Annotated in this window: 10 protein-coding genes; all 10 read right to left on the bottom strand. The window is 64.5% G+C overall.

Annotated features, from left to right (window positions below; translation table 11 throughout):
- Positions 1 to 11: 11 nt before the first annotated feature.
- The 10 genes from ALII_RS0114030 to ALII_RS0113985 all read right to left on the bottom strand — a co-directional run bounded on the left by ALII_RS0114030 (position 12) and on the right by ALII_RS0113985 (position 12,054).
- Positions 12 to 2,480, bottom strand: coding sequence for a vitamin K epoxide reductase family protein (locus ALII_RS0114030; RefSeq protein WP_024587941.1), 2,469 nt, complete (start codon positions 2,478 to 2,480; stop codon positions 12 to 14).
- Positions 2,481 to 2,763: 283 nt separating this feature from the next.
- On the bottom strand, positions 2,764 to 3,171 hold the full coding sequence (locus ALII_RS0114025) for a RidA family protein (protein WP_029660542.1): 408 nt from the start codon (positions 3,169 to 3,171) through the stop codon (positions 2,764 to 2,766).
- Between the two features lie 38 nt (positions 3,172 to 3,209).
- Positions 3,210 to 3,896, bottom strand: a complete 687-nt coding sequence (locus tag ALII_RS0114020; protein WP_024587939.1) for an ABC transporter ATP-binding protein — start codon at positions 3,894 to 3,896, stop codon at positions 3,210 to 3,212.
- Between the two features lie 195 nt (positions 3,897 to 4,091).
- Positions 4,092 to 4,838: an ABC transporter ATP-binding protein gene (locus ALII_RS0114015; protein ID WP_024587938.1), complete on the bottom strand. Its 747-nt coding sequence runs from the start codon at positions 4,836 to 4,838 to the stop codon at positions 4,092 to 4,094.
- A complete protein-coding gene (locus ALII_RS0114010) occupies positions 4,831 to 5,811 on the bottom strand; it encodes a branched-chain amino acid ABC transporter permease (RefSeq protein ID WP_024587937.1) in 981 nt (326 codons plus the stop codon). The genes ALII_RS0114015 and ALII_RS0114010 overlap by 8 nt, the downstream gene beginning before the upstream one ends.
- Positions 5,812 to 5,813: 2 nt before the next feature.
- Positions 5,814 to 6,731, bottom strand: a complete 918-nt coding sequence (locus ALII_RS0114005) for a branched-chain amino acid ABC transporter permease (RefSeq protein ID WP_024587936.1) — start codon at positions 6,729 to 6,731, stop codon at positions 5,814 to 5,816.
- Positions 6,732 to 6,886: 155 nt separating this feature from the next.
- Complete coding sequence (locus ALII_RS0114000; protein WP_024587935.1) at positions 6,887 to 8,023, bottom strand: ABC transporter substrate-binding protein; 1,137 nt, start codon at positions 8,021 to 8,023, stop codon at positions 6,887 to 6,889.
- Between the two features lie 79 nt (positions 8,024 to 8,102).
- Complete coding sequence (kynA, locus tag ALII_RS0113995) at positions 8,103 to 8,939, bottom strand: tryptophan 2,3-dioxygenase (RefSeq protein ID WP_024587934.1); 837 nt, start codon at positions 8,937 to 8,939, stop codon at positions 8,103 to 8,105.
- Entirely contained in the window at positions 8,936 to 10,132 is a 1,197-nt protein-coding gene (gene kynU, locus ALII_RS0113990) for a kynureninase (RefSeq protein WP_024587933.1), read from the bottom strand. The genes kynA and kynU overlap by 4 nt, the downstream gene beginning before the upstream one ends.
- 302 nt (positions 10,133 to 10,434) lie before the next feature.
- Complete coding sequence (locus ALII_RS0113985; protein ID WP_024587932.1) at positions 10,435 to 12,054, bottom strand: AMP-binding protein; 1,620 nt, start codon at positions 12,052 to 12,054, stop codon at positions 10,435 to 10,437.
- Positions 12,055 to 12,115: the final 61 nt, after the last annotated feature.

Genomic DNA, 12,115 nt, shown 5'->3' with positions numbered 1-12,115 from the left:
GACAGCCGCCCTCAGACGATCAGCTTCTGATAAAGCCCCCAGCGCCGCGTGATCTTTCCCCTCGGCAAGGCAAATGCGATCAGCAGCAGCCCGGCAATAATCGCCGACGCGATCTCCGCCCCGCTCGCCTCGACGAAGATCAGCGAACCGATCAGGATCGCACCGAGCGCGACATTGACGTAGCGCGCCGGTCGTCCGGTCTCTGCCAGCGCGATCACCGCGAAGGTCAGCGCCAGCGCGCCGATCACATGGTTCACGTTCGCCATGCCGCCGTCCGAGCCGAGCGTCAGCGGCGTGAACATCAGCCACAGCGCAACCAGCATCGACAGGCCGAGCGTCAACGGAAAGCCCATCCCGCCGCCGAAGAACGACGAGACGACCTCGTTGGGCGCCAGTTCGAAGGTGCGGCGCTTGGCAGGCTTCGCTTCGCCCTCATCCGTGTCGCCGGTGAAGAAAATGCGGATCACCGGCTCTCCCTTCTTCCACTTGCGGTAGAGGAACTCGGACGTCGCGACGAGCTCGTCGAGCGAATAGGGAATCTGCAACAGCATCGCCGCCGCGCCGATCAGGCACAGCGTGCAGAACGTGCCGATGACGATCGGCTGGATGATGATGAAGCCGATCGAGACGATGCCGAGCGGCACGATCAGGACACCGAAGGCGATTGTCACCCAAGGCATGGTTCGCCAGCGCCGCTGCGAGCCGACGAGGCCGATAACGATCTCGATCAGATAGACCGCCGCGCCCATGCCGGCATCTGGAATCGGGAACGCTTCCGAGACGGTCGAGGTGACGACGTCCTCGCTGCCGTTCAGCCCTTCGCGCGTCCCGCCGAAGAACGGGTCCCACGCCGCGTCGATATGGCCGAGCTGGTAGGCGGCGAGATAGCGCGAGAAATAGAGCCCGACAAAGGCGAGGAGGATGATCGGCATGCGCTGCAACCAGCTCGACGGGTTGTAGCTCCACCCCGGCGGCACGTCGGGCCCCGTCATCTGCGCGATCGGGCTGACGCCCGGTTCGGGCCGAACGCAAAGCGCCAGCGCCATGACGAGCGTGCCCACCAGCGTTCCGTTGAGATAGGCCGCAGCCGAAGGCGTCCAGAAGACGAGCGGCGCGAACAAGATCCACAGTCCGACCGCCGCCGTGGCGAACCGGACCATCGACAATCGCCACGAAAGCGACAGCAGTCCGAGCGTGAACAGCACGACACCGGACGCGATGTCGCTCCAGCCGAGCCAGCTATCCGCATAGCCCATCGTCACCGGCGAAAAGATCATCCACGTGCCGAGCGCGGCATTGGCGAAATGCGCCCAGATGAAGCGCGCATGCTCGTCGCGCACCATCTCCTCGTGCCGCGAGCGGATGTCCTCGGGGTCCTCGCCGCGCGCGTCGGCGGTGGTGAGCCAGTCCGGCGGCGTCAGCCCGTTTTTCGCGTACCAGGCGGCCGGATCGCCCTTGAGCTTGGCGACGATGGTCGACAGCGACGTGCGGATCGAATGGCGCGGCTGCCAGCCGAGAAGGGCATGTGCGCGCGAGATGTCGAGCGCGTAATGATCCTCCGCCATGTCGATCATGAATGGCCGGATGAACGGCTTTTCGCCCTTGTCGATGTCGTCGGGAATGATCGGCTCGGCCTTCACCTCGGCGAACGCGCCGATCTTGGCGATCGGCTTGGGCACGGAAAAGGTCTCCCATTCCTCCTCGCCATGGATCAGCCGCCCGATCAGCGTCTGAAGCTCGTCATAGGGCACGGCATCGGCTTCGCCGGCGAGGATCACGCACTCGTCGGGCATCGCGTTGCGCTTGTCGACCGCGCGCTTGAACAGCGCCATCATGTCGTCGCGATGGATGAAGGACTGCCCCGCCTTGACGTCGCCGGAATATAGATGCGCCTTCATGTCGCGCTCGTAGATCCGCGCGATCTGGTGCGCGAGCGTCGGCACGGAACTCTCTTCGTCGTAAAGCCCGGCGAGATGCAGCAGCAGGATCGGCATGGTGCCGCGCTCCTGCCGGATCACCTCCTCCGCCTTCGCCTTCGACTGCGGATAAGCCCATTTCGGCGCGATCGGCGTCTCCTCGTCGATCGTCTCGCCAGCTTCGCCTGCCTCGTGCACCAGCATCGTGCCGGAATAGATGAAGCGCTCGACCGAAACATCGCGCAGCGCCCGCATCAGGTGGCGCGTGCCGTCGATATTGACCTTCTGATAGAGCGGATGTTCCTCGCCGGAAAAATCGAAATAGGCGGCGAGATGGATGACGGCTGCGAGGCTGTCACCGAATTCCTCGGTCACCTTGGCGATTGCCTGACGCGTCGAGTCCTCCGAAGTCAGGTCGACCTCGAAAAGCGGACACTCCGCCCTCTTGCCTTCGACGTCGAGCCCGACGACCCGATAGGAATCCGCCAGCTGACCTGCCAACGCCCCGCCGAGATTTCCCGCTGCACCGGTGATCAGGACGACGGGCTTGTTTTCAGTCGACATGAACGCGCGTTTCCCCCTGGCCACTCACTTCGTGAACGCCAGCCCGCGCGCCATGTTCCATGCGACTTTGCTGAAATGTGGAGGGGTCGCAGACCCCCACCCTTTATCCCTCCCCACAAGGGGGAGGGAGGGCATCCACGTCGCGCCCTGCCTTCGGCCTGGTGATAAACCTGACGGAAAAACTCGACGCTGGCGAACTCCCTCCCCCTTGTGGGGAGGGATACAGGGTGGGGGTCAATTCAAGAAAACTGAGCCCGCACAACCCGGCATAGGCTTCGATGAACTACTCCGGCACCACCGCCGTCGCCTCGATCTCGACCCTCGCCTCATCCTCGATCAGCGCAACCACCTGCACCATCGCCATCGCCGGAAAATTCCGCCCGATGACATCGCGATAGGCCGTACCAATGCCCTTGAGATTGTCGAGATAGGCCCGCTTGTCCGTGATATACCACGTCATCCGCACCAGATGCTCCGGTCCCGCGCCGGCCTCGGCCAGAACGTCGACGATGTTCTGCAGCGTCTGCCGCGTCTGGCCGACGAGGTCCTTCGCCTCGAACACCTGATCGCCGTTCCAGCCGATCTGGCCGCCGACCCACACGGTGCGGCCGGAAGCGGCGATGCCGTTCGCATAGCCCGACGCCTTCTTCCAGTTCGCCGGATGCAAAATCTCATGCACGAATGCGCTCATGGTCGTTTCCTCTCGCCGGTCTGAAGCCGGCTTATTGTTTAGACGCCTAGATATCGATCCTGGATTTCGGCGGTGAGTTCGTCAGGGCGCCCGCGCCACACCGTCGCGCCTTTCTCCAACACCACGCAGCGGTCGGCAGAGGGCAGGAGCTCGGCCAGCGTCTTGTCGACGACGAGAATCGACTGGCCTCCGTCCTTCAGCTTGCGGATCACCGCCCATATGTCGTGTCGGATGACGGGCGCCAGCCCCTCCGTCGCTTCGTCGAGGATCAACAGGTCCGGGTCCGTCATCAGCGCCCGCCCGATCGCCAGCATCTGCTGCTCACCGCCCGAAAGCGTGCGCGCCATCTGGTCGCGGCGTTCGGCGAGGCGCGGGAAGAGCTCGTTGACGGATTTCAGCGTCCAGCGCCCCTTTCGCGCGGCGGCGACGAGATTTTCCTCGACCGTCAAATTCGGGAAGCAGCGTCGCCCCTCCGGCACCAGCCCCAGCCCCAGCCGTGCGATGCGATGCGGCGAACGTTTCTCGATCGCGCTGCCCTTGAACCGCACCGATCCCGACCGCGCCGGCGTCAGCCCCATGATCGAGCGGATGGTCGTCGTCTTCCCCATCCCGTTGCGCCCCATCAGCGCCACGACCTCGCCTTCGGCAACGTCGAGTTCCACGCCGAACAGCGCCTGGCTCGCCCCGTAGAAGGTCTCGACCCTGGAGACTTCAAGCAGCATGATCCGCCCCCTGTCTTTCGAAGTGCGACCCCCACCCTGTATCCCTCCCCGCAAAGGGGAGGGCGACGTCAGCGTCTGCGTCCCGGCGCCCCCCGATATTCGTCAGGCGCAAACCTCTCAGAATCCCCCTCCCCCTTGTGGGGAGGGGTAAGGGGTGGGGGTAATTCGTAGAGCAAACACACCTCAATACGACCCCCATCACTCGTCCCCCAGATACGCCCGGCGCACTTCCGGGTTCGCGCGGATCTCATCGACCGTCCCGGTCGCGATCACGCGGCCATAGACCAGCACCGAAATCCGGTCGGCCAGCGCGAACACCGCATCCATGTCGTGCTCGATCAGCAGGATCGGCGCTTCCTTGCGCAACTCGGACAAGAACCCCGTCAGCGCCTTCGATCCTTCCGGTCCCATGCCCGCCATCGGCTCGTCGAGCAGGAATGCCTTGGAACCGAGCGCCAGCGCGATGGCGATTTCGAGCTGGCGCCGTTCGCCGTGCGACAGCTCCGCCGCCGGCACGTGGGCGCGATCCCCAAGCCCCACCCTTGCCAAGGCCGCGCGGGCGGGCTCGGTCAGCGAGGCATCGCTCATCACCGGCTTGAAGAAGCGGAAGCTCGATCCCTGAACCGACTGCACCGCCAGCATGACATTGCGCAGCGCCGAAAATTCCGTCGCCAGCGACGACACCTGGAACGAGCGCCCAAGCCCGCGCCGCGCGCGCTCGGCGACGGAAAGGTCGTTCAGCCGGTCGCCCAGAAAGACGATCTCGCCGGAATCGGCCTTTAATGTGCCCGCGATCTGGTGGATCAGCGTCGACTTGCCGGCCCCATTGGGACCGATCAGGGCGTGGATCTCGCCGGGATAAAGGTCGATCGAGACGTCCTCGGTCGCCTTCAGCGCGCCGAAGCTCTTGTAAAGGTTGCGGATCGACAGGACGGGCTCAGCCATGACGCACCTTTCCGGCCAGGAACCCGATCAGCCCGCCGCGCGCGAAGAGCACGACGGCAAGGAGCGCGAGGCCGAGGAAGAACTGCCAGCGATCCGTCATGCCGCCGAGAAGGTACTCGACCATGACGAACATCATCGCGCCGGCGACTGGGCCGAACAGCCGCGCCACGCCGCCGAGGATGATCAGCACGATGAACTCGCCCGACATGTGCCACGACATCATGGACGGGCTGACGAAGCGGTTCAAATCCGCATAGAGCGCGCCGGCAAGGGCCGTGATCATGCCGGAGATGACGAAGGCTGCGAGACGGATGCGGAACGGCGCGATACCGACCGAGGCGACGCGCACCTCGTTCTGCCGCGCCGCCTGAAGCGCCGACCCGAAGCGCGAGCGCGCGACCAGCGCAAACAGCACCAGCACCGCCATCAGGACGCCGTAGCAGAGCAGGAAGAAGCTCATCGGCACCATCGTGTTGATGCCGGGGAACGTGTTGCGCACGAAGATCGACAGCCCGTCCTCGCCGCCATAGGCAGGCCAGGAGATCGCGAAATAATAGGTCATCTGCGCGAAGGCGAGCGTGATCATGATGAAGTAGACGCCCGACGTCCGCAGGCTCACCGCGCCGATGAACAGCGCCAACAGCCCCGCCGCCGCGATCGCCACCAGCCAGATGACGAGCATGGAATTTGTGCCGGCAAAGCTCGCAAAACCCAGATTGATCGGCTGCATGGAAAAGGCGTGGCTGGCGAGGATGCCGGCCGCATAGCCGCCAACGCCGAAAAACGCCGCGTGGCCGAACGAGACGAGCCCGCCCAGCCCGAGCGCGAGATTGAGCCCGACGGCGGCGAGCGCGAGGATCGCCATGCGCGTCGCCAGTGTCACGTAGAAGGGCGAGCCCATCTGGGTCGCGATGAACGGGATCGCCAGCAGTAAGAGCGCCAGCGCGATATTAATGATGGTTTCGCGGCTCATGCTCATCCTTTCGCGAACAGGCCCTGCGGGCGCACCGCGAGGATGATGGCCATGACGATGTAGATCAGCATGGAGGCGACGGCGGCACCGGCGGTCGCCGCCTGCGACGTGCCCAAGAAGAGCGAAAAAATCTGCGGCATCAAGAAGCGGCCCATCGTGTCGATCAATCCGACGAGGATCGCGCCGACGAGAGCGCCCTTGATCGAGCCGATGCCGCCGATGACGATGACGACGAAAGCAAGGATCAGCACCGGCTCGCCCATGCCGACCTGCACGGATTGCAGCGCGCCGACCATCGCCCCGGCAAAGCCGGCCAGCGCCGCGCCGAGCGCGAAGACGATCGTATAGAGCGTGCGGATGTCGACGCCGAGCGCGCCGATCATCTCGCGGTCGCTTTCGCCCGCGCGGATGCGCATGCCGAGCCGCGTCCTGGAAATGAGGAGATAGAGCCCGAGCGCCACCGCGACGCCGACGCCGATGATCGCCAGCCGGTAAAGCTGGTAGCGCGAGCCGCCCGGCAGCGTGACGAAGCCGGCGAGCTGCGACGGCACGTTGAGATAGAGCGGCACCGAGCCGAACACCCAGCGCGTGCCTTCCGAAAAGATCAGGATCAGAGCGAAAGTCGCCAGCACCTGGTCGAGATGATCGCGTTTATAAAGCCGGCGAATGATCGCGATCTCGACGATCGCCCCCATCGCCGCCGCGGCCGCCAGGCTCGCTACGAGCCCGATCCAGAACGAGCCCGTCTCGGCAGCCACCCACGCGCAGGCGAAAGCGCCGACCATGTAGAGCGAGCCATGGGCGAGGTTGATCAGGCCCATGACGCCGAAGATCAGCGTCAGCCCGGCCGCCATGAGAAACAGCATCACCCCGAGCTGCAGCCCGTTGAGCAACTGTTCGATGAGAAGTGCGCTGGACAAGATGCTGCCGCTTACGGTTTGAACATTGAGGGTCGGGACCCTTCACCCCCCTCTGGCCTGCCGGCCATCTCCCCCTCAGAGGGGGAGATGGCCGGCAGGCCAGAGGGGGGTGGCGCCCTCTCCGCAAGAATTCCGCGAAGAGGGCAATCTCGATTTTACTGCGTGCACTGCTCCGCATAGGCGTCGCCATGGTCGTCGAAGACCTTCTCGACCGTCGCGTTCGTCAACACGTCGCCATCCTTCACCACTTCCATCATGTAGATGTCCTGGATCGGGTGGCGGTTGGTGTTGAAGGAGAAGTCGCCGCGCGGGGACTGGATGTCGGCTTCCATCATCGCTGCGGCGAACGCATCCGCATCTTTCACGTCGGCCTTTGCGGCGGCAGAGAGGATGAGCTGCGCCGCATCATAGGCCTGAACGGCATAGATCGAGGGCAGCCGGTCGTACTTTTCCTGGAACGCCGCGAGGAAGGCCTTTGAAGCCTCATTGTCGAAGTCCGGCGCCCACTGGCCCGAGTTCTTGACGCCGAGCGCCGCATCGCCGATCGCCGGCAGAACGTCCTGGCTGAACGAGAAGCCGGGGCCGGTCACCGGAATGTCGACGCCCGACTGCGCATACTGCTTCATGAAGGCGATGCCCATGCCGCCCGGCAGGAACATGAAGACGGCCTCTGCACCCGAATCGCGGATCTGCGCGATTTCGGCGGCATAGTCGGTCTGGCCGACCTGCGTGTAGACCTCGTTGGTCACCTCGCCCTTGAAGTAGCGCTTGAAGCCGGTGAGCGAATCCTGGCCGGCCGGGTAGTTCGGGGCCATGATGAACATCTTCTCGTACTGGCCGTTGGCGTATTCGCCTGCGGCCTCGTGCAGATTGTCGTTCTGGTAGGCCGCGTTGAAATACATCGGGTGGCAGTTGGCGCCGGCGAGCGCGGCCGGCGCGGCGTTGGTCGAGACGTAGAACTTGCCCTGCGCGGTCGCCGACGGCACGACGGCCATGGCGAGGTTCGACCACACGATGCCGGTCAGGATGTCGACCTGGTCGGACTGGATCATCTTGTCGGCGATCTGCACGGCGAGTTCCGGCTTCTGGCCGTCATCCTCGATCACGACCTCGATCTCGTCGTTTCCGGCCTGCTCGATGGCGAGCATGAAACCGTCGCGCGTGTCGATGCCGAGGCCCGCACCGCCGCCCGAAAGCGTCGTGATCATGCCGATCTTGACCGGCTCGGCCATGGCGAGGCCCGATGCCGAGAGGGAAAGGCCGAACAGCCCCGCTGCAACTATCTTCTTCATTTCGCAAACTCCCATTGCTTTTCGTTTCAGTTCCCACGGCGACCGTTTGGCTTGTTGCGCCCTTGCGGCCCCCGAATTCCTACAATTCCGTCCGCACCTTCCACAGTTCGGGAAAGAGCTCGACCTCGAGCATCTTGCGCAGATACGAGACGCCCGCCGTCCCGCCGGTCCCGCGCTTCAGCCCGATAATGCGCTCGACAGTCGTGACATGATTGAACCGCCAGCGGCGAAAATAATCTTCGAAATCGACAAGCTTTTCAGCAAGTTCGTAAAGCAGCCACCAGCGTTCCGGATCGCGATAGACAATCTTCCACGCTTCCATGACCTTGTCGCTCTCGGCCCGCTTCGCCCGCCAGTCGGTGCGCTCGACTTCCGCCCCGACATCGAAGCCGTTGCGCGCAAGAAGCCGGATCGCCTCGTCGTAAAGGCTCGGCTGGGCGAGGATCTCCTCCAGCGGCCCGACGCGCTTTTCGGCATGCGCATGCGGCTTCAGCATCGCCAGATTGCGGTTGCCCGCCAGATACTCCACCGCGCGATACTGCCAGGATTGGAAGCCCGAGGACTGGCCGAGATCGTCGCGAAACCGCGTATATTCCGACGGCGTCATGGTGCGCAGCACGTCCCATGCGCTGTTGAGCTGCTCGAAGATGCGTGCAACCCGCGTCAGCATCTTGAAAGCCGGCTGAAGATCGTCGCGCGAAATCGCGTCCATCGCCGCGCGCATCTCGTGGATGGCAAGCTTCATCCACAGTTCCGACGTCTGGTGCTGGATGATGAACAGCATCTCGTCGGGCGATTTCGACAGCGGCGCCTGCGCGTTGAGGATCGAGTCGAGCCGCAGATAGTCGCCATAGGCCATGCGCTTGGCGAAATCCGTCTCGGCGCCCTCCGGCGTCTCGTCATGCGCGGCGCTCATGTCACCTTGCTCCGCGTCTTGTGCTCGGGCGTGTCCCACAGCCGGTCCCGCATGATTTCCCCGAGGATTTCGGCCGCTCGCACGACGTCGTCTTCGGACAGGTAAAGCGGCGTGAAGCCGAAGCGCATGATGTCAGGCGCGCGGAAGTCGCCGATCACACCCTTCGCGATCAGCGCCTGCATGCCGGCATAGCCTTCATGGAAGCGGAACGAAACCTGGCTCCCCCGCGCCTGCGGATCGCGCGGCGAGGCGAGTTCGAGCTCCGGGCATCGCGCCTCGACTTCGCGGATGAACCGTTCGGAAAGCCCGATCGACCGCGTGCGAACCGCCTCCATCGTCACCCCGTCCCATGCGTCCAGCGCCGCGTCGAGCGCCGCCAGCGCGACGATCGGCGGCGTGCCGACCCGCATCCGCTCGACACCCTTCGCCGGCCGATAATCGAGGTCGAAGGCAAACGGGCTCTCATGCCCGATCCAGCCCGACAGGGCAGGGCGCACCGCGTCCGCATGTTTCGGCGCGACATAGATGAAAGCCGGCGCGCCGGGGCCCCCGTTGAGATATTTATACGTGCACCCGACCGCGAAATCCGCATCCGAGCCTGTCAGATCGACCGGGATCGCGCCCGCCGAATGAGCCAAATCCCAGATCGCGATGGCACCGACCGAATGCGCCTTTTGCGTCAGCCGTTTCATGTCGTGCAGCCGGCCGGTGCGGTAGTCGACCTCGGTGATCATCATCGCCGCGACGGTCTCGTCGATACTGCCCTCGACGTCTTCGGGATCGACCACCTTCAACTCGTACCCCTTGCCGAGCGAAGTCAGCAGCCCCTGCGCCATGTAGAGATCGGTCGGAAAATTGCCGTTGTCCGAAAGCACCACCCGGCGATCCGGATTCAGCTCCAGCGCCGAGGCGAGCGCCTGGTAGACCTTGATCGACAGCGTGTCGCCCATCACCACCGAACCCGGCGCCGCCCCGATCAACCGCCCGATCCGGTCGCCGATCCGCGTCGGCCAGTCCATCCAGCCGGCAAGGTTCCACCCCTTGATCAGCATCTCCCCCCACTCGGCCTCGATGGTTTTAGCCACGCGCGCGGAAGCGGCCTTCGGCAGAGGGCCGAGGGAATTGCCGTCGAGATAGATGACGCCGTCGGGGATGTGGAACATCCGGCGGGTGCTGGCGAAGGGGTCGGTCATGCTGACAACTCCGTGCCTGGGAAACCCCCACCCCTTTATCCCTCCCCACAAGGGGGAGGGAGCCGCCGGCGTCGCGCACGATCCTTTTCCCCCTGCACTAAGGTGGTGATAAGGCTCGAAGCTCACGTCTCCCTCCCCCTTGTGGGGAGGGGTATGGGGTGGGGGTAGCGCCTCAACCGAGCTGACATCGGTCCAGCCTGTTTTCCTCTCCCCTTTTGAGGGGGGTCCGAAGGACGGGCGAGACAGGTGGCTCGCCCCGGAACGGTGGTCCGAAGGACCGGAGTGGGGGTCATCGCACACGGTCACGCCCCCTCCTTCAACCGAAACCGCTGGATCTTCCCCGTCTGCGTCTTCGGCAACCCGGCCACGAACTTCACCGAGCGCGGATATTTATACGGCGCGATCGCCGCTTTCACATGATCCTGCAAGATCTTCACCATCAGCGCGTCGCCGACAGCGCCCTCCACCAGCACCACATGCGCCTCGACGATCTGCCCGCGCGCCTCGTCGGCGACGCCGATCACCGCGCATTCAAGCACATGTTCATGCGCGAGCAACGCCGCCTCGACCTCCGGCCCGGCGATGTTGTACCCGGCCGAAACGATCATGTCGTCCGACCGCGCGGCGAAGTGGAAGAACCCCGCCTCGTCCTGCACGAAGCTGTCGCCGGTCAAATTCCAGCCGCCCTTCACATATTCGCCCTGCCGGGCGTCGGCGAGGTATCGGCAGCCGGTCGGCCCGTGCACCGCAAGCCGCCCGACCTCGCCGCGCGGCAATTCGTTCATCGCCTCGTCGACGATCTTCGCCTCATATCCCCCGACCGGGCGCCCCGTCGTCGCCGGCGCCATGTCTTCCAGCCGGTTGGAGATGAAGATGTGCAGCATCTCGGTCGCACCGATGCCGTCGAGGATCGGCTTGCCGGTCTTTTTCGTCCATTCCTCGAACACCGGCCCCGGCAGCGTTTCACCGGCCGAGACCGCGATCCGCAGCGAGGAAAGATCAGCGCCCTCGTCCATCGCCTTCATCATCGCGCGATAGGCGGTCGGCGCGGTGAACGAAATCGTCGCTTTGTACTTCTCGATGATCTCGATCATGTTGGGCGGTGTCGCGCTTTCGAGAAGCGTCGCGGCTGCGCCGAAACGCAGCGGAAAAACGGCTAGACCGCCGAGCCCGAAGGTGAATGCGAGCGGCGGGGAGCCGACGAACACGTCATCCGGCGTGACCTTCAGCACTTCCTTCGCATACGCGTCCGCGATGATCAGAATGTCGCGGTGAAAATGCATCGTCGCCTTCGGCACGCCGGTCGTGCCGGAGGTAAAACCGAGCAGCGCGACGTCGTCGCGGCCAGTCCTGACAGCCTCGAAGGTGACCGACTTGTCCAGCGCCGCCCGGTCGAGCTCGGCATCGTGGTTCGCCGTGCCGTCGAAGCCGATGACCTTTGTCAGGAACCGGCTGTCCTTGGCGCAGGCCACCATCTCGTCCATCAGCCGCGTATCGCACAGCGCAACCGTGATTTCCGCCTTGTCGACGATCTTGGCGAGTTCGCCTGCGCGCAGCATCGGCATGGTGTTGACCACCACCGCGCCCGCCTTCGTCGCCGCCAGCCAGCATGCCACCATCGCCGGGTTGTTTGCCGAGCGGATCAAGACGCGGTTGCCGGGCTGGACGCCATAGTTCTCGACCAGAGCCCGCGCCAGCCGGTTCGTCCAGTCGGCAAGTTCCTTGTAGGTCCGCCGGCGGCCGTTTCCGATCAGCGCCGTGTGATCACCAAGGCCCTTCTCGACGAGCCGATCTGTCAGCTCGACGCCCGCATTGATGAAATCGGGATAGTCGAAGCCGTCGAGCAAAAAGTCTGGCCATTGATCTGCCGGCGGCAGGTTGTCGCGAGCGAACGTGTCGGTGTGGGCGGTCGGGCCGAGGATCATTGCAAAGCTCCCGCCAAATATCCCCACCCTTTATCCCTCCCCACAAGGGGGAGGGAGG

Origin of the sequence: Aliihoeflea sp. 2WW (assembly GCF_000497755.1) — a bacterium.
GTDB lineage: Bacteria > Pseudomonadota > Alphaproteobacteria > Rhizobiales > Rhizobiaceae > Aliihoeflea.
The sequence above is the reverse complement of the archived record's forward strand: the minus strand, read 5'-3'. Positions and strand labels throughout refer to the sequence as shown.